Raw genomic sequence first — 18,770 nt, 5'->3', positions numbered from 1 at the left:
AGTGCACGCGGCCGCCACAGGGAGGGGCCGTCCCCGGTGCCCGGGAACGGCCCGTCCCCGGCCGGCACGGTCACCCGGATGACGCCTCGCTCCTCTCCCTGCGCCACAGCAGCTCGCACACCCGTTCCACGCCGTGCGCCAGGTGCCGCGGATAGGTGCTGTAGGGGAGGCCCAGCCGCTGTGCGGACGCCTCCTGGGTGCGTGGCCGTTCCAGGAAGGCCGTCACCACGGCCCTGTGCGCTTTGGCGCCACGGGGTTCGTCGAGGAGCGCGGCGACCGTCTCGGTGAGCAGGCGCCTCGGTGAGTCCACCGGATCGGTGCTTCCGTACTCGGCCTCGACGGCGACCGTACGGCAGGACAGCAGCGGGTTGGCGCGCAGGTCGTCGGGGTGGTGCAGGGCACGCAGGGCGTCCCGGACCGCCCGGTCGAAGCCGGTTCGGGTCAGGGTCTCCCCGGCCGGCCCGTCGGCGGCCGGGGTCACGGGCCTGTCGGAGAGGGCTCCCGGCTGGGTGCGGTCGAACCAGATCTCCAGCGGGGTGACCCGCCAGTCGCAGGCGAACATCGTGAAGGTGCGCTCTCGGTCCCACGGTGTGTCGAAGACCGGACGGTGCCCCAGGTGGGACATCAGAGGCGACCACAGCGTGGCGTCGGGGCTGAGGATGAAGGACCAGCCCAGCCCCTGGGACCGGATCCAGTCGACACAGATGCGCAGCTGCATGAGGTGGCCGACGTGGGAGATCCCGCCGTACGTCTCCGGGTCCACCATGAAGCGGCAGAGCAGGAGATGCTCGCCCGGGCGCAGCGGGGCGTTGCTCTCGACGTGGTCCCAGGCCGCCGACACGACCGGGTCGGCGTCGGCCTCCTCGCCCCGCCCGGTCAGCCGCAGCCAGGTCATGAAGGCGACGGTCTCCCTCGTGTCGGTCCGCCGGTAGTTCGCCATGATGGCCGCACGCCGCCCCGTCGTCGAGGCCGCGCTCACCGCCGTGGCCGCCCGCGTCCCGGGGCTGACCGTCCGCCGCTGCACGGCCGTCTCCGCTCTGCTGACGGGCCGGGAGCGCGTGCCGGGACGGCCGCATGTCGCCGGAGTGCTCACCCGGGGCGGTGACGTCGTGCACGCCGACCTGGTCGTCGACGCCGGCGGCCGGAACTCGCCCGTGGGCCGGATGCTCCGGGATCTCGGCGCCCCCGGGCCGGTGGAGGAGCGGACCGAGGCCGGATTCCTCGCCTGCACCCGGTACTTCCGGTCCGCCGACGGCAGGCTGCCGAACTGGCCGGTGTGGCGGGTGGCCCACTACGACACCGTGTCGACCGTCGCCATCGAGGGCGACGCCGGAACGTGGGCGGTCTCCCTGGGGGTGTCCGGCGGCGACCGCGCACTGCGGGCCCTGCGCGAACCCGGCGCCTGGCACCGGACGGTGGCGCTCTTCCCCGACATCGCCCACCTGGCCGAGGAGGGCGAGCCGATGAGCGGGATCATGGCCATGTCCGGCATGGAGACCAGGCACCGGCAGTTCGTGATCGACGGTCTGCCGGTGGCGACCGGCCTGCTGAGCATCGGTGACGCCTGGGCGACCACGAACCCCCTCTTCGGCCTGGGCATGTCCATGAGTGCCCTGCATGCCACCCTCCTGCGCGATCTCCTGCGCACGGAGGGCACCGGCGACCCGGAGAAGCTCGCCCTCCGGTTCGACGAGATCACCCGGGCCTCGCTGTCCCCGATGCAGCGGGGACTGGCGGAGTGGGACCGGCACCGGCTCGCCGAGATCGACGCCGCGATACGCGACGTCCCTGCCCCGTACGAGACCGAGGACCGCGACTGGCACTTCAAGAGGGCGCCGGACACCGCGAAGCTGCGGGATCCGGGACTGGCTGCGCGCCTTCGCGGACACCGGCACGCTGCTGGCCACCGCCGAGGAGACGTTCACCGATCCCGCCCTGGCGGAAAACGTCGCCGAACTCGGCCGCAAGGCACCGCACTACTGCGATCCGGGCCCCTCCCGCGCCGAACTCCCGACCGCGATCGCGGGTACGGCCGCATGAGCCTCCCGGCACTCGGGTGGCGATTCCTGTCCTGAGCCGGGGCGTGCCGGTGCGAGGCGGAGACGTTTCGCCGGTGGCCGTCATCGCGAAGAGCCGGCCGGCCCCTCCAGACTCGCCAGGTCCGCGTCCGGCGTCTCGCCCGCCCTCTCTTCCGCTGCGGCCACCGGCTGCGGGCCGGTACGCCGCGGCCCGACCCACAGGGCGTGCACGCCCGCGAGGAGTGCCAGCCACACGGCGCCGACGACCAGGGCGACCCGTGTGTTCTCGTGGAAGCCGAGCAACACCATGACCCCGGCCATGAAGGCGATGGCCGCGATCTGGCCGTAGGGCCACAAGGGCGCGGGGAACTTCAGGGACGCCGCCTCCTCGGCGGACATCGACCTGCGGGCCTTCACGTGGGTGAGCAGGATCATCAGCCACACCCACACGGTGGCGAACGTCGCGATCGAGGAGATGACCAGGAAGATCCTGCCGGGCATGAGGACGTTCATCAGCACGCCGGTCAGCAGGGCGCCGATCATGACGAGGGTGGTCACCCACGGCACGCCGTTGCGGGTGAGCCGCAGCATGACCGCTGGGCCCTGTCGCCGCTGCGCCAGGCCGAACATCGTGCGGCCCGCGGCGAAGATGTCGCTGTTGATCGCCGACAGGGCGGCGGTGAGGACGACGAGGTTCAGCACGGCGGCCGCGGACTTGAGCCCGACGCCGGCGAAGATCTCGACGAAGGGGCTGCCCGAGGAGTCGATGTTCTGCCAGGGCCTGATCGACATGATCACGGCGAGTGTCAGGACGTAGAAGAGGATGATGCGCAGCGGGATGGAGTTGACCGCGCTCGGGATGGTCTTCTCCGGGGACTGGGCCTCACCCGCCGTGACACCGATGATCTCGGTGCCGCCGAAGGCGAACATGACCACGGCGAAGGAGAGGACGAAGCCGTCGGCGCCGCCCGCGAAGAAGCCGCCGTTGCTCCACAGGTTGGACAGGCCGGCGTGGCCGTCGCCGCTGCCGAGGCCGAAGGCGATCACGGCGATGCCGACGAGGATCATCGCGACGATGGCGACGATCTTCACCAGGGACAGCCAGAACTCCAGCTCGCCGAAGACCTTGACGCTGACCAGGTTGAGCGCGCCGACGAGGAGGACGGCGGCCAGCACCCAGATCCAGCGCGGCACGTCCGGGAACCAGAAGCCCATGTAGACGCCGACGGCGGTGACGTCCGCGACGCAGACGATCACCATCTCGAACGCGTACGTCCAGGCCGTGGTGAACCCGGCGAGCGGCCCGAGATGCCTGGTCGCGTACTCGCCGAAGGAGCCGGCGCTCGGCGAGGCCACGGCCATCTCGCCGAGCGAGCGCAGGACGAGGAAGACGGCCGCTCCGCCGATCAGATAGGCCAGGAGCACGCCGGGCCCGGCGGCCTTGATGGACTCGGAGGAGCCGTAGAAGAGCCCCGTGCCGATCGCGGAGCCGAGGGCGATGAAGCGGATGTGCCGGGAACGGAGCCCCCTGCTCAGGCCGGCGGTGTCGGTACGCAAACGAGTGTCTCCCTCTTCGGGCCTCTTCGGGTGTGCGTCGGAAGGAAGGTCCGAGCCCCCGGCGGCGGACGGCAGCCTGTATATTCCTGTCTATACAGGAGAGTCAAGGGGTGGTCCGATGAGTGAACGCGAGCCGACACCCGGTGCGTTGTCGTCGTCGAGCGCGTCGCCGGCCGTCGGCCGGGCGCTGGACATCCTGGTGTACCTCGCCGGGCGCCCCGGGCTGGTGCAGGCCGCGACACTCGCCCGGGACCTGGGCATCCCCCGATCGTCGGCGTACCACATCCTCACCGTCCTGGCCGACCGCGGCTTCGTCACCCACGTGCCGGCGGAGCAGGCGTACGGACTGGGCGTCACCTCCTTCGAGGTGGGCTCCGCCTATCTGCGCCACGAGCCCCTGGAACGTCTCGCCCGGCCCGTCCTGCGCACCCTCGCGGGCCGCCTCGGCCAGACGGCGCACCTGGGGATCCTGCACGGCGCGGAGACGGTCTACCTGCTCAAGGAACGGCCGCCCGCGGGCCGGGCCGGCGACATCGACATCGCCCTCGTCACCGACATCGGCGTCCGCCTGCCCGCCCACCTCACCGCCAACGGGCGCGCCATCCTCGCCCACACCTCCGAGGCGCAGCTCCGGGCGCTCTTCCCCCGTCCCGGGGACCTGACCACCCGCACCGGCAGGGGACCGCGGACGCTGCCGGGGCTGATCGGCGAGCTGGACCGGGAACGCGAGCGCGGCTGGTCGCAGGAGGTCGAACTCGTCACCCAGGGGTTCTGCTCGATGGGCGTGGCGGCGTTCGACCACAACGGGCGGCCCATCGCGGCGATCAGCACCACCTGGCGCCGCCACCACTGCCGGCACGACGCGGAACAGGTCCGGGACGCCCTGCGGCAGAGCGCCGCACGGCTCACCGCGGCCGTCTCGGGCCACGCGCCGGCGACCGGAACGGGAGCGGCGGCCGCGGCCTGAGCGTCAGTGCGTGGCGAACGCGCCCTCCAGGCGGTAGCGCGAGCCGGGGTGCAGCAGCCGCGCGATGCTGACGAGCGCGTCCCGCGACCAGGTGCGGCGATGGATCAGCAGGCACGGCTCGGACGGCGCGATGCCGAGGATCGCGCACTCCTCCGGTGACGCCGGCACCGCCTCCACGATGTGCTCGCCGCGGCCCAGCGGCGCGACCTTGGAGAGGAACGCGAACGGCGTCTGCCGGGTGAAGTCCTGCTCCAGATAGCCGGGCGCGAAGGCCGGATTGACGTACCGGTCCTCGAGCTGGATCGCCACCCCGTCCTCGTAGTGCACCACCCGCGAGTGGAAGACCGGCCGTCCCTCGCCGAGACCGAGGTGCGCGCCGGTCTTCTCGTCGGCCCGCTCCTCGCACACGGACAGCACCCGCGCCTCGTACCGGTGGCCGCGGTGGCGCACCTCGTCGGCGATGTCGTGCACCTCCAGCAGCGCGGAGCTGGCCTTCCTCGGGGCGACGAAGCTGCCCACGCCCATGACCCGCCGGATGACGCCCTCGCCGGCCAGCTCGCGCAGGGCGCGGTTGACCGTCATCCGGGACAGGCCGAGCGCCTCGACGAACTGGCTCTCCGACGGCAGGGCGTCGTCCTCGCGCCAGTGGCCCTCCGCGATCTGCCCGGTGACGAGGTCCTTGACGCGCTGGTACGCGGGAGTGGAGCCGGCCGAGTGCTGTTCGTACAAGCGGCCCAGTTCCGCCGGATCCACGACCAAGCCGCCCACCGTCCTCGTCATCCGCTCCGCCGCCCCGTACCCGCCTCGCATCCTAAGGGAGACGTCCCGCCCACGAAGAGGCCGATGCCGAGGGGCGCGGAAGCGTCTCGGATCCGAGAAACCCCGCGGACGCCGCTGGTTCCGCCTGTGCCGCTGCCGTGTCATGGCGGGGCAACGGCTCAAACCCCTCTGTGAGGAGTGCACATGACCAGCGTTTCCCCCGACGCACCCGGCGTCGTCCGCGCCCCGCGCGGCACCGGACTGAACTGCCTGGGCTGGCAGCAGGAAGGCGCCCTGCGGATGCTCATGAACAACCTCGACCCCGAGGTCGCCGAGCACCCCGAGGACCTCGTCGTCTACGGCGGCACCGGCAAGGCCGCCCGCAACCGGGAGGCGTACGACGCCATCGTCCGCACGCTGAAGACGCTGAAGGACGACGAGACGCTGCTGGTGCAGTCCGGCAAGCCCGTCGGCGTGATGCGCACCAACGAGTGGGCGCCGCGCGTGCTGCTGGCCAACTCCAACCTGGTCGGCGACTGGGCCAACTGGGAGGAGTTCCGGTCGCTGGAGGCCCGGGGCCTGACCATGTACGGCCAGATGACGGCCGGTTCCTGGATCTACATCGGCAGCCAGGGCATCCTCCAGGGCACGTACGAGACCTTCGGTGCCGTCGCCCGCAAGAAGTTCGGCGGCAGCCTGGCCGGCACCATCACCCTCACCGCCGGCCTCGGCGGGATGGGCGGCGCCCAGCCGCTCGCCGTCACCATGAACGACGGCGTGGCGATCTGCGTCGACTGCGACCCGACCCGGATCGAGCGCCGCATCGGCCACCGCTACCTCGACGTCGCCGCCGACGACCTCGACCACGCCCTCCGCCTCGCCGTCGAGGCCCGCGACGCCCGCAGGCCGCTGTCCATCGGTCTCGTCGGGAACGCCGCCGAGGTCTTCCCCGAACTGCTGGAGCGGGGCGCTCCCATCGACATCGTCACCGACCAGACCAGCGCCCACGACCCGCTGTCCTACCTCCCCGTCGGCGTGAGCGTCGAGGAGTGGCACGAGCAGGCCCGCAAGGACCCCGCGGACTTCACCGAGCGCTCCCGCGCCTCCATGGCCAGGCACGTCGAGGCGATGGTCGGCTTCCTCGACGCCGGCGCCGAGGTCTTCGACTACGGCAACTCCATCCGCGACGAGGCCCGCAAGGCCGGCTACCAGCGGGCGTTCGACTTCCCCGGCTTCGTGCCGGCCCACATCCGGCCGCTGTTCGAGGAGGGCCTCGGCCCCTTCCGCTGGGCCGCCCTCTCCGGTGACCCGAAGGACATCGAGGCCACCGACAAGGCCATCATGGAGCTCTTCCCGGACAACGAGCACCTGCACCGCTGGCTGAAGATGGCCGGCGAGCGCGTGGCGTTCGAGGGCCTGCCCGCCCGCATCTGCTGGCTGGGCTACGGCGAACGGCACCGCGCCGGCCTGCGCTTCAACGAGATGGTCGCCTCCGGCGAGCTGTCCGCCCCCGTCGCCATCGGCCGCGACCACCTCGACTCCGGCTCCGTGGCCTCGCCCTACCGCGAGACCGAGGCCATGCTCGACGGCTCCGACGCCATCGCCGACTGGCCGCTGCTCAACGCCCTGGTGAACACCGCGTCCGGAGCCTCCTGGGTCTCCATCCACCACGGCGGCGGCGTCGGCATGGGCCGCTCCATCCACGCCGGCCAGGTCTGCATCGCCGACGGCACCGAACTCGCGGCCCGCAAGATCGCCCGCGTCCTGACCAACGACCCGGGCATGGGCGTCATCCGGCACGTCGACGCCGGTTACGAGCACGCCGCCGCGGTGGCGAAGGAGCGCGGCGTGCGCATCCCGATGACGGAGACCGAGGGCGGTGCGGCGTGAGTGCCGTGCGGACGCACCAGGAGGCCCGGCACCTCCGCACGGACGTCCCGGCCACGCCGTGGACCGGGCGGGACGACGGCCCCGGCGACGAGAACCTGCGCTGGCACAACGCCGTTCACCTCGATCCGGAGCGGGCGGCACCGGGGGACGTCGCCTTCGTCGGCTTCCGCAGCGACGAGGGCGTACGCCGCAACAAGGGCCGGCAGGGCGCCGCGAACGGGCCGGACGCCCTGCGCCGCGCCCTCGCGTCGATGGCGCTGCCGAAGCCGCTGCGGGCGCTCGACGCCGGCGACATCGAGGTCACGGGGGACGGCGAGGACGCCCTGGAGGCGGGGCAGCGGCGCCTGGGACGCGCGGTCGCGGCGCTCGTCGACCGCGGCCACCCGGTGATGGTGCTGGGCGGCGGCCACGAGGTCGCGTACGGCAGCTACTGCGGGCTGGAACAGACGCGTGCGCTGCGCGAGGGCGGGCGGCTCGGGGTGCTGAACCTCGACGCGCACTTCGATCTGCGCGACGACATCCGGCCCAGCTCCGGCACGCCCTTCCTGCAGATCGCGCAGGACGAGAAGCGGCACGGCCGGGAGTTCAACTACTGGGTGCTGGGCATCAGCCAGCCGAGCAACACACAGCGGCTGTTCCACACCGCGGACGCGCTCGGCGTGCGCCATCTGCCGGACACCGAGTGCGGCCTGCCGGACCTGGCGCGCACCGAGAGGTTCGTCGTCGACTTCCTCGCGAGCTGCGACGTCGTACACCTGAGCATCGACCTCGACGTGCTCCCGGCGGCGGTCGCACCGGGCGTCAGCGCGCCCGCCGCCTACGGGGTGCCGATGGACGTCGTCGAGCGCGTCTGCCACCGGGTGGCGGCGAGCGGCAAGCTCGCGGTCTGCGACATCGCCGAGCTGAACCCGGAGTTCGACGTGGACCAGCGCACGGCCCGCGCCGGCGCCCGCCTGATCCACCGCATGGTGACCGCCCGGATGTGACACCCCCGCGGGCGTGCATTCCGCCCGCCCCCGAACAGGTCGCCAGGCCGTGCGAAGCGACGAAAGCCGCGGCCTGGCGGCCGCGGCTTTCACGACGGGAACGAACGCCGGCCCGGGGTGCGAACGGCACGTCACGCACCGGGGCACGAACGGCCCGCTCGCCACACCGCCGACACCGGCGGCACCCCCGGCCGGCAGGCCAGATGCACATGGGAGGGCGCTTCCAGGACGACGAGGCCGGCCCGCGCGCCGGGGGAGAGGCGGCCGACGTCGCTACGACGGCCCGTGCCAAGGGTCCGGGTGACCGCCGCGACGGCGAGGGCCGCGCCCGAACGCGTCCGGCAGGGGACGACCCCGCCTCCCGGGCCCGTGCGGGATCGGGAGGCAGGGTGTGGGGGACGACGACCCGGTCAGACCAGCGGGCCGGTGACCGACTCCGCGGCGGCCAGGGCGCGGCCGGAGGCGACGTACTGGACGGTCGCCTCGATCTCGGGGGCGAGCCAGCGATCGGTGCCGGGGCCGTCGACCGTCTCGCGCAGCCCGTCGCGTACCGCCGCCGTGGCCGGTCCCGGGGCCAGCGGGGCCCGCAGGTCGAGGGCGCGGGCGGCGGTGCAGAGCTCCACGGCGAGGACGCGGCCGAGTCCGTCGAGGGCGCGGCGCAGCTTGCGGGCGGCGGACCAGCCCATGGAGACGTGGTCCTCCTGCATGGCGCTGGAGGGGATCGAGTCGGTGGAGGCCGGCACGGCGAGCCGCTTGAGCTCCGAGACGATCGCGGCCTGCGTGTACTGCGCGATCATGTGGCCGGAGTCGACGCCGGGGTCGTCGGCGAGGAAGGCGTTGAGACCGCGGTTGCGGGCGGGGTCGAGGAACCGGTCCGTGCGGCGCTCGGAGATCGAGGCCACGTCGGCGGCCGAGATGGCCAGGAAGTCGAGCACGGCGGCGACCGGCGCGCCGTGGAAGTTGCCGTTGCTCTCCACCCGGCCGTCGAGGGTGACGACGGGGTTGTCGACGGCACTGGCCAGCTCGCGGGAGGCCACCAGTTCGGCGTGGGCGAGGGTGTCCCGGGCCGTGCCGTGGACCTGCGGAGTGCAGCGCAGCGAGTAGGCGTCCTGGACACGGGTGCACTCCGGCCCCTTGTGACTGGCGACGATCGCCGAGTCGGCGAGCAGGGAGCGCAGATTGCCGGCGCTGTCCGCCTGGCCCGGGTGCGGGCGCAGCGCCTGGAGGTCGCCGGCGAACACGGCGTCGGTGCCGAGCTGGCCCTCCACGCTCATCGCGGCGGCGATGTCGGCCGTACGCAGCAGGAGGCGCAGGTCGTGGGCGGCGAGGACGAGCATGCCGAGCATGCCGTCGGTGCCGTTGATGAGGGCCAGGCCCTCCTTCTCCTCCAGGACGACCGGGGTGATGCCCGCCTCGGCGAGCGCCTCGGCGGCGGGCTTGCGCACCCCGTCGGCGGTGCGGACCTCGCCCTCGCCCATGACGGCCAGCGCGCAGTGCGCGAGGGGCGCGAGGTCGCCGGAGCAGCCGAGCGAGCCGTACTCGTGGACGACCGGGGTGATGCCGGCGTTCAGCAGCGCGGCGTACGCCTCGGCGGTCTGTGTCCGTACGCCCGTACGGCCCGTGGCGAGGGTGGACAGGCGCAGCAGCATCAGCGCCCGCACGACCTCACGCTCGACCTCCGGACCGGAGCCCGCGGCGTGCGAACGCACCAGGCTGCGCTGGAGCCGGGCACGCAGTTCGGTGGGGATGTGACGGGTGGCCAGGGCGCCGAAACCGGTCGAGACGCCGTAGTGGGGCCTGGCGTCGTCGGCGAGGGCCTGGACGACCTCGCGACTGCGGGCGATCTCCTTCAGCGCCTCCGGGGCGAGGGCCACCGGGGTCCCCAGACGGGCAACGGACACGACTTCGTCGGCGGAGAGCGCGCCGACACCAACAACAACGGTCATGTCCCTATGAAGCCGCAGGCCGACGGGGGTGTGCGAGAGCGTCCGGAGTGGGAGTGTCTGGTATCCCAGACAATTCAGTGGTCAACTGTCTGGGATTCCAGACACCAGGTTTGGGCGGCCACTGGTCTACGCTCGCCCCATGAGTATCGTTCCGGCCGCCGCTCAGGTGCTGGCCGTGCTGCGCTATCTGGCGCGCCAGGCCGCGCCCGTGCCCGCGGCCGCCATCAGCCGTGACGTGGGTCTGCCCCGCTCGACGACGTACCACCTGCTCGACACCCTCGCCGCGGACGGCTTCGTCGTCCATCTGCCGGAGGAGCGGCGATACGGCCTCGGCGTCAGCGCCTTCGAACTGGCCTCCGGGTACGAGCGCCAGGCGCCGTTCCAGCGGCTGGCGCGGGCGCCGCTGGCCGCACTCGTGGACCGTACAGGGCACAACGCGAACCTCGCCGTGCTGCACGGCCGGGAGGTCATCTACGTCATCGAGGAGCGCGCCCCGGGCCGGCCGCCGCTCGTCAGCGAGGTGGGGGTGCGGCTGCCGGCGCATCTGACCGCCAGCGGCCGGGCGGTGCTGGCGCTGCTGCCGCCCGCCCAGGTGCGGGCGATCTTCCCGGACCGGTCGGCCTTCGTGCAGCGGCACGGCGTCGGTCCCGCGTCGCTGACGGCGCTGCGTGGCCTGCTGGCCCAGGTGCGGCGCCGTGGATATGCGACGGAGGAGGGCGAGGTGACCCCCGGCCTCTCCTCCGTCGCCGCACCCGTGCTGGACCACCACGCCCACCCGATCGCCGGGGTCTCCGTCACCTTCCCCGGCGAGCCGGCCGACGAGGCGGAACGCCACCGGATCGCGGGTCACGTGGCACAGACGGCACGGGAGCTGACCCGCCGGGTGGGAGGCGTCGTCCCGGCGGGGCGCTGACGGGCTCGCGGAGCGGTGCGTCACGGCGATCGCGACTCGGAAACCCCGGCGAGCATATTGACGAGAGCACGACAGCCCGATTCAATCACGGCTTAAGTTAAGCCCGTTGATTCGCAAAGCCCGCGTCCCCGCAGCCCCGCCTTCCTGCCCGGATCACTCCCCCCCCCCCGTCACTCAAGGCCAGGTCAGGTCATGACTTCTTCACGCAGACACCACCCGCTCCGCGGCGCACCGCCCGCGTTACGGTTCCTCGCCGCGCTGACCGTCGTTCTCCTGCTCGCCCTCGCGCTCACCGCGGCCCCCGGCGTGACATCGCGGGCCGCGGCCGCGGGAGAACGCGTCGACGTCTGGCTCACCACCACCTCCGACTCGGCCGGCCGCAACGTGACCCGTGGCCTCGCCCAGCAGAGCCCGGTCGGCTTCGGCCCGGCCGGCGGCAGCGCCGACCAGACCGTCACCGTCGACGAGGGCACCACCTACCAGCGGTTCGAAGGCGGTGGCGCGTCCATCACCGACACCACCGCCCACCTGCTGCGCGGCGGCGCGGTCAGCGCCTCCACCCGCGACGCCGTGATGCGCAGGCTGTTCTCGCCGGCCGACGGCATCGGGCTGTCCTTCGTACGCAACCCGATCGGCGCCTCCGACCTGTCCCGGCCGGGCCACGTCTCGCTCGACGACACCTGCTGCGACCTCGCCGACTTCGGCGCCAACGGCTACGACACCGACGTCCGGCTGCTCACCGTCCAGGCGAAGCAGCTCAACCCCGCGCTGCGGGTGAAGGGCGTCCCGTGGAGCGCGCCCGGCTGGATGAAGGACAACGGCCGCATGGACCAGATGGGCTGGCTGAAGTGGGAGTACTACCCCCTGTACGCCCAGTACCTGGTCAAGTACATCCAGAGCTACCAGGCCGCCGGTGTGCAGGTGGACTACCTGTCGGTCCAGAACGAACCCAACTGCTGCCAGGCGGGCAATCCGACCGCCATGAACTACCCCGGCATGAGCTGGAACCCCTCGGGCCTGATCGAGTTCACCAAGAACCACGTGTACCCGGCCTTCCGTGCCGCCGGCATCACCACCAAGATCCTGATCCACGACTGGAACTACGGCGACTACGCGAACTTCGGCGCCCCCGTCCTCGCGGACGCCGGCGTGCGCAACGACCCGCTCTTCGGCGGCATCGCCTGGCACGGCTACTCCGGCGACCCGGCGGTGGGCACCCAGGTCCACGACCAGTACCCGAACGTGCGGCAGTTCAGCACCGAGCACTCCGGCGGCACCTGGATCGCCAACCAGCACAACGAGGACCTGGCCGACATCGTCAACTACGCCCGCAACTGGAGCAGCAGCCTGGTCAAGTGGAGCCTGGCGCTCAACCAGGACATGGGCCCGCACAACGGCGGCTGCGGCACCTGCACCGGGCTGATCACCGTGCAGGAGGGCGGCCCGCGGGCCGGACAGGTCGACTACACGATCGAGTACTACACCACCGGACACCTCACGAAGTTCGTGAAGCCCGGCGCGTACCGCATCGCCTCCACCGCCTCCGGCAGCGTGCCCAACGTGGCCTGGCGCAACACCGACGGCTCCAAGGCGCTGATCGCCCACAACGGCGGCACCTCCGCCCGCTCGGTGCGGGTCGACTGGGGAGACCAGTCCTTCGTCTACACCCTGCCCGCCCGCACCACCGCGACCTTCACCTGGTCGGGCACGCCCGGCGACGGAGGCGGCAGCGGCGGCACCACCGGAACCCTCACCGGCCTGGCCGGCAAGTGCCTCGACGTCGCCGGGGCCGGCACGGCCGACGGCACCGCCGTCCAGCTCCACACCTGCAACGGGACCGCCGCCCAGCGCTGGACCCTCGCCCCCGACGGCACCGTCCGCGCCCTCGGCAAGTGCCTGGACGTCTCCGGCGGCTCCACGGCCGACGGCGCCGCGGTCCAGCTCTACACCTGCAACGGCACAGGGGCCCAACGCTGGACGTACAGCGCCGCCACCCACGACGTGGTCAACACGGCCGCGGACAAATGCCTGGACGTCCGGGACAACTCCTCGGCCGACGGAACCCGCACACAGATCTGGACCTGCGCGGGCACCGCCAACCAGAAATGGACCCTGATGACCACCTGACCGAGGACGATGTCCGTATCTGTGGGATACCTGGCACGCCGGACATGGCGGCGAGGTCGCCGGGGCACAAGACTCGGTTCTGCCCGGGACGGGGCAGAACCGAGACGGAAAGACAGGTGAGTGCACCGTGGCGACCGACGCGGACATCAGGGCCGGGGTGCGTGTGCCGGACACCAAGCCGGCGCGTGAGGCGACCGAACTGGTCCGGGAGAGCACGAGCGAACTGATCTACCACCACTCACGGAGGGTGTACTTCTTCGGCAGTCTCCAGGGCCGCAACCGGGGCCTTTCCTTCGACCCCGAGCTGCTGTACATCGGGGCGATGTTCCACGACCTGGGGCTGAACGAGAAGTTCCACACGAGCGGACGCCGTTTCGAGGTCGACGGTGCCGACGAGGCGCGTCGCTTCCTGCAGGCGCACGGCCTGCCGGAGGACAGCGTCCGCCGGGTGTGGACGGCCATCGCCCTCCACACCACACCCGGCATCCCCGAGTTCATGGAGCCGGAGGTCGCCTTGGTGACCGCAGGCGTGGAGTACGACGTCCTGGGCATCGGCTACGCGGACATCCCGGCCTCCGAGCGCGAGGACGTCGTGTCCCTCCACCCGCGTCCCGGCTTCAAGAAGCGCATCCTCGCCGCATTCGCCGACGGCGTCCGCCACAAGCCGGAGACGACCTTCGGCAACGTCAAGGCCGACGTGCTCCAGCACTGCGTGCCCGGTTTCCGGCGAGGGGACTTCGTGCGCACGATCCTGGACTCCCCGTGGGCGGAGTAGCAGCCGCCCGGCCGGGTGCCGCCCGGGTGGTCGTGATCGTGGCCTTCGACCAGGTGCAGCTCCTCGACGTGAGCGGGCCGCTGGAGGTCCTCACCACGGCCAACCGTTACGGCGCCCGCTACGAGGTGCGCGTCGTCTCCCCGACGGGACTCGACGTGCGCACCTCCTGCGGGATGCGCATCGGGGCGGACGCGCGCGTCGAGGAGGTGCCCCGGACGGTGGACACGCTGGTCGTGCCCGGCCGCAGGGACTGGCGGCGCGCGACCGCCGACGACGAACTGATCGCCCTCGTCGGCGGTCTCGCCGCACGCGCGCGCAGGGTCACCTCGGTCTGCGCCGGCGCGTTTCTCCTGGCGCAGGCCGGGGTCCTGGACGGCCGGCGCGCCACCACCCACTGGGAGCTGGCGCCGCAACTCGCGGCCGCCTACTCCCGGGTGGCCGTGGAACCGGACCCGGTGTTCGTCCGTGACGGCCACGTGGTCACCTCCGCCGGAGTGACCGCGGGCATCGACCTGGCCCTCGCCCTGGTGGAGGAGGACCACGGGGCCGACGTCGCACGGGAGGCGGCCCGGCAACTGGTCGTCTTCATGGCACGCCCCGGAGGACAGTCCCAGTTCAGTGTCCGCATGACCCCGCAGGAGCCCCGGCACCCGCTGGTGCGCCGGGCGATGGACAAGGTCACCGCCGATCCCTCGTTCCCGCACGGTACCGAAGGTCTCGCCGCGGGGCTCGGCATCAGCGCCCGGCACCTGGCCCGCCTCTTCCGCCAGGAGACCGGCATGACGCCCGGGCAGTACGTCGACGCCGTCCGCGTGGAGTCGGCCCAGGCCCTGCTGTCCTCCGGGACCGCCTCGGTGGAAGAGATCGCACGCGAGGCCGGATTCGGTTCGTCCGAGACCATGCGGCGCGTGTTCCAGCACGCCCTCGGCGTGTCCCCGACCGTCTACCGCGCCCGCTTCCGCACCACGGCCCCTTCCCTTCCGCGGGGCACCCGGACCGCCGACGCCGGATGCGCCGGACGCAGCGACGATCTTACGTAAAGAGCTCAAGAAATTGCTCATCGGATGCGGTCCGCTCCCTCGGGACCGCATCCGAACGCGTATGCCCTGCCAAGAAGTCGGCCGGTCGATGACGTCCCGCGTGACCCTGCGGCACACGCAAACGCTCCGCAAGGCTTGCAAGCGGGTTACGCGGCAATTTCCTTGCCATGGAAGACCGTTGACAAACTGATGACACGCTAGAAACCTGATGACGCAGTTTCCGCAAAAAATCGACTGCTCAGCTCAATTGGCGTGCATGGCCGGTGCTCTTCTCCCGGGATGCTCCTCCCCGGCCCTCCCCCTCCTGCCTGTCACGCGCTCCCCACCTCCCCATGGAACCGAGGACCCTATGAGATGGAGACCCCCCGGCAGACGGTCGCTGACCGGTGCCGTCCTGGCCGCGCTCGTGTCGGCGGGGCTGCTGCCCCTGCCCCTCGCCACCTCCGCCCAGGCCGCCACGGCACGCGCGACGGCCGCCGACGTCAATCTCGCGCTCGGCCGCCCGGCCACGGCAGGCGGCTCCCACGGCGCGTACCCCGCGGGCAACGCCACCGACGGCGTCCAGGCGTCCTACTGGGAGGGCCCGGTGGGCTCCTTCCCCCAGTGGGTGCAGGTCGACCTCGGCGAGGCCCGCGACGTCGAGCGGGTGGTGCTCAAGCTGCCCACGGGCTGGGAGAGCCGAAGCCAGACGCTCTCCCTCCAGGGCAGCACCGACGGCTCCACCTTCCGCACGCTCTCCGCCTCGGCCGCACGGGCGTTCAACCCGGCGCAGGCCAACACCGTCGCCGTCGACCTGGCCTCCCCCTCCGACGCGCGGTACGTGCGCGTCCACGTCACCGGCAACACCGGCTGGAACGCCGCTCAGCTCTCCGAGCTGGAGGTGTACGGCGAGGACGGCGGCACCGAGCCGCCGCCCACCGGCACCAACCTGGCCCGCAACAAGCCGGTCGAGGCCACCTCGTCCGTGCAGACCTACGTCGCGGCCAACGCCACCGACGACTCCACCTCCACCTACTGGGAGGCCGCCGGCCACCCCGCGGACCTCACCGTCAAACTGGGCGCCGACGCGGACGTCAGTGCCGTGGTGGTCAAGCTCAACCCGGACCAGGTGTGGTCGGCCCGCACGCAAGGCATCCAGGTCCTCGGCCGGGCGCAGTCCGCGAGCGGCTTCACCACGCTGCGCGACCGCGCCGACTACGCCTTCAGCCCGGCCACCGGCAACTCGGTGACCATCCCGGTCAGCGGCCGGGCCGCCGACGTACGGCTCAGGTTCTTCTCCAACACCGGCGCACCCGGCGGCCAGGTCGCCGAGTTCCAGGTCGTCGGCACCGCCGCCCCCGCCCCCGACCTGACGGTCACCGGCCTGGACTGGTCACCCGCCGCCCCCTCCGAGCGGGACCCGGTCACCGTGAACGCCACGGTCCGCAACGCCGGCACCGCGCGCTCGGCCGCGACGACCGCCGACGTGAGCGTGGAGGGCACGGTGGCCGGCAGTGCCGCCGTACCCGCCCTCGACCCGGGCGCGTCCGCCACGGTCGCCGTCTCCACCGGCACCCGCCCGGCCGGCAGCTACGCCGTCGCCGCGGTGGCCGACCCCCGCGACACCGTCGCCGAACTGGACGACACCAACAACAGCCGTACCGCCGCGGACCGGCTGGTCGTCGGCCGGGCACCGGGTCCGGACCTGGAGGTGAGCGCCATCACCACCAACCCGGCCAACCCGGCCGTGGGCGCGCCCGTCTCCTTCACCGTCGCCGTGCACAACCGCGGCACGACCGCCGCGCCGGCGGGCTCGGTGACCCGGATCCAGGCCGGCACCACCACGCTGAACGGCACGACCGGCCAGGTCGCGCCCGACGCCACGGTCAACGTGCCGATAGAGGGCACCTGGACGGCGACGGGCGGCGGAGTCACCCTCACCGCCACCGCGGACGCCACCGGCGTCGTCACCGAGACCAACGAGGACAACAACGTCCTCGCCAAGCCGGTCGTCGTCGGACGCGGTGCCGCCGTGCCGTACACCGAGTACGAGGCGGAGGACGGGCGTTACCAGGGCACCCTGCTGACCACCGACGCCAAGAGGACCTTCGGGCACACCAACTTCGGCACCGAGTCCTCCGGCCGCAAGTCCGTCCGGCTCGACTCCACCGGTCAGTACGTCGAGTTCACCTCCACCACGCCCGCCAACTCCATCGTCGTGCGCAACTCCGTCCCCGACGCCCCCGGCGGCGGGGGAGCGGAGGCCACGATCAGCCTCTACGCCGACGGCACGTTCGTACGGAAGCTGACCCTGTCGTCCAAGCACAGCTGGCTCTACGGGAACACCGACGACCCCGAGGGGCTCACCAACCGGCCCGGCGGCGACGCACGGCGGCTCTTCGACGAGTCCCACGCGCTGCTGTCGCAGACCTACCCGCAGGGCACCCGGTTCCGCCTGCAGCGCGACGCGGGCGACTCGGCGGCCTTCTACGTCATCGACCTGGTCGACCTGGAGCAGGTCGCGCCCCCGGCGGCCAAGCCGGCGGACTGCACCTCCATCACCGAGTACGGAGCCGTACCGGGCGACGGACTCGACGACACCGACGCCATCCAGCGGGCGGTCACCGCCGACCAGAACGGCCAGATCTCCTGCGTGTGGATCCCGGCCGGACAGTGGCGCCAGGAGCAGAAGATCCTCACCGACGACCCGCACAACCGCGGCCAGTTCAACCAGGTCGGCATCCGGGACGTCACCATCCGGGGCGCGGGCATGTGGCACTCCCAGCTCTACACCCTGACCCCGCCGCACGAGGCGGGCGGCATCAACCACCCGCACGAGGGCAACTTCGGCTTCGACATCGACCACAACACCCGGATCTCCGACATCGCCATCTTCGGCTCGGGCACCATCCGCGGCGGCGACGGCAACCACGAGGGCGGCGTCGGCCTCAACGGACGCTTCGGCAAGGACACGAAGATCAGCAACGTGTGGATCGAGCACGCCAACGTCGGCGTCTGGGCCGGCCGCGACTACTCGAACATCCCGGAGCTGTGGGGCCCCGGCGACGGGCTGGAGTTCACCGGCGTACGGATCCGCAACACCTATGCCGACGGCATCAACTTCGCCAACGGAACCCGCAACTCCACCGTGTACAACTCGTCCTTCCGCAACACCGGTGACGACTCGCTCGCGGTGTGGGCCAGCAAGTACGTGAAGGACACCTCCGTGGACATCGGCCACGACAACCACTTCCGCAACAACACCATCCAGCTGCCGTGGCGGGCCAACGGCATCGCGGTGTACGGCGGCTACGGCAACACCATCGAGAACAACGTCGTCGCCGACACGATGAACTACCCGGGCATCATGCTCGCCACCGACCACGACCCGCTGCCCTTCTCCGGCCAGACCCTCATCGCGGGCAACGCCCTGCACCGGACGGGCGGCGCGTTCTGGGGCGAGGCCCAGGAGTTCGGCGCCATCACCCTGTTCGCACAGGGCCAGGACATCCCGGGCGTCACCATCCGGGACACCGAGATCCACGACTCGACCTACGACGGCATCCAGTTCAAGACGGGAGGCGGTGCGACACCCGGCGTCAAGATCACCGACGTCCGTATCGACAAGTCGAACAACGGCTCCGGCATCCTCGCGATGGGCGGCGCCCGCGGCAGCGCCACCCTGACGAACGTCACGATCACCGGCTCGGCCCAGGGCGACGTGCTGATCGAACCGGGCTCGCAGTTCACGATCAGCGGTGCGCCGGTCGGGTCGGCCGCCGCCCGCAGGGGCAACTGAACGATGTGACGCGG

Annotated in this window: 13 protein-coding genes and 1 pseudogene; 9 read left to right on the top strand and 5 right to left on the bottom strand. The window is 72.1% G+C overall.

Annotation, left to right across the window (positions count from 1 at the left end; all coding sequences use genetic code 11):
- Positions 1-70: 70 nt before the first annotated feature.
- A complete protein-coding gene (locus H0H10_RS26275) occupies positions 71-940 on the bottom strand; it encodes a hypothetical protein (protein WP_188183594.1) in 870 nt (289 codons plus the stop codon).
- Between H0H10_RS26275 and H0H10_RS26270 the strand changes: the two genes are divergently transcribed.
- The gene (locus tag H0H10_RS26270) at positions 939-2,075 is read left to right on the top strand and encodes an NAD(P)/FAD-dependent oxidoreductase (RefSeq protein ID WP_188183593.1); all 1,137 of its coding nucleotides are present in this window, start codon (positions 939-941) and stop codon (positions 2,073-2,075) included. The genes H0H10_RS26275 and H0H10_RS26270 overlap by 2 nt on opposite strands.
- 45 nt (positions 2,076-2,120) lie before the next feature.
- Here the strand turns inward: H0H10_RS26270 and H0H10_RS26265 are convergent, their stop codons facing one another.
- Entirely contained in the window at positions 2,121-3,575 is a 1,455-nt protein-coding gene (locus H0H10_RS26265) for an amino acid permease (RefSeq protein WP_188183592.1), read from the bottom strand.
- A gap of 118 nt (positions 3,576-3,693) precedes the next feature.
- On the opposite strand from H0H10_RS26265, the gene H0H10_RS26260 reads away from it, so the two are divergent.
- Positions 3,694-4,542: an IclR family transcriptional regulator gene (locus tag H0H10_RS26260; RefSeq protein WP_188183591.1), complete on the top strand. Its 849-nt coding sequence runs from the start codon at positions 3,694-3,696 to the stop codon at positions 4,540-4,542.
- A gap of 3 nt (positions 4,543-4,545) precedes the next feature.
- On the opposite strand, the gene hutC is transcribed toward H0H10_RS26260, so the two are convergent.
- Complete coding sequence (hutC, locus tag H0H10_RS26255; protein ID WP_188183590.1) at positions 4,546-5,322, bottom strand: histidine utilization transcriptional repressor HutC; 777 nt, start codon at positions 5,320-5,322, stop codon at positions 4,546-4,548.
- A gap of 183 nt (positions 5,323-5,505) precedes the next feature.
- Here hutC and hutU point away from each other — a divergent pair, with 183 nt between their 5' ends.
- Both hutU and hutG read left to right on the top strand, forming a co-directional pair.
- Complete coding sequence (gene hutU / locus H0H10_RS26250) at positions 5,506-7,191, top strand: urocanate hydratase (RefSeq protein WP_188183589.1); 1,686 nt, start codon at positions 5,506-5,508, stop codon at positions 7,189-7,191.
- A complete protein-coding gene (gene hutG / locus H0H10_RS26245; RefSeq protein WP_309141897.1) occupies positions 7,188-8,177 on the top strand; it encodes a formimidoylglutamase in 990 nt (329 codons plus the stop codon). The genes hutU and hutG overlap by 4 nt, the downstream gene beginning before the upstream one ends.
- Positions 8,178-8,308: 131 nt before the next feature.
- Here the strand turns inward: hutG and H0H10_RS40215 are convergent.
- Both H0H10_RS40215 and hutH read right to left on the bottom strand, forming a co-directional pair.
- Positions 8,309-8,458: pseudogene (locus H0H10_RS40215) on the bottom strand (imidazolonepropionase); the annotation flags it as partial.
- A gap of 129 nt (positions 8,459-8,587) precedes the next feature.
- Entirely contained in the window at positions 8,588-10,123 is a 1,536-nt protein-coding gene (gene hutH, locus H0H10_RS26240) for a histidine ammonia-lyase (protein WP_188183588.1), read from the bottom strand.
- A 139-nt stretch (positions 10,124-10,262) separates the two neighbouring features.
- Here hutH and H0H10_RS26235 point away from each other — a divergent pair, with 139 nt between their 5' ends.
- The 5 genes from H0H10_RS26235 to H0H10_RS26215 all read left to right on the top strand — a co-directional run bounded on the left by H0H10_RS26235 (position 10,263) and on the right by H0H10_RS26215 (position 18,756).
- A complete protein-coding gene (locus tag H0H10_RS26235; protein WP_188183587.1) occupies positions 10,263-11,036 on the top strand; it encodes an IclR family transcriptional regulator in 774 nt (257 codons plus the stop codon).
- Positions 11,037-11,228: 192 nt separating this feature from the next.
- Positions 11,229-13,163: an RICIN domain-containing protein gene (locus H0H10_RS26230; protein WP_188183586.1), complete on the top strand. Its 1,935-nt coding sequence runs from the start codon at positions 11,229-11,231 to the stop codon at positions 13,161-13,163.
- A 127-nt stretch (positions 13,164-13,290) separates the two neighbouring features.
- The gene (locus H0H10_RS26225; protein WP_188183585.1) at positions 13,291-13,938 is read left to right on the top strand and encodes an HD domain-containing protein; all 648 of its coding nucleotides are present in this window, start codon (positions 13,291-13,293) and stop codon (positions 13,936-13,938) included.
- Complete coding sequence (locus H0H10_RS26220; protein WP_309141896.1) at positions 13,926-14,978, top strand: GlxA family transcriptional regulator; 1,053 nt, start codon at positions 13,926-13,928, stop codon at positions 14,976-14,978. The genes H0H10_RS26225 and H0H10_RS26220 overlap by 13 nt, the downstream gene beginning before the upstream one ends.
- Before the next feature lie 349 nt (positions 14,979-15,327).
- A complete protein-coding gene (locus H0H10_RS26215; RefSeq protein WP_188183584.1) occupies positions 15,328-18,756 on the top strand; it encodes a CARDB domain-containing protein in 3,429 nt (1,142 codons plus the stop codon).
- Positions 18,757-18,770: the final 14 nt, after the last annotated feature.

Origin of the sequence: Streptomyces griseicoloratus, assembly GCF_014534645.1 — a bacterium.
In the GTDB taxonomy this organism is placed as follows: Bacteria; Actinomycetota; Actinomycetes; order Streptomycetales; family Streptomycetaceae; genus Streptomyces; species Streptomyces griseicoloratus.
The sequence above is the reverse complement of the archived record's forward strand: the minus strand, read 5'-3'. Positions and strand labels throughout refer to the sequence as shown.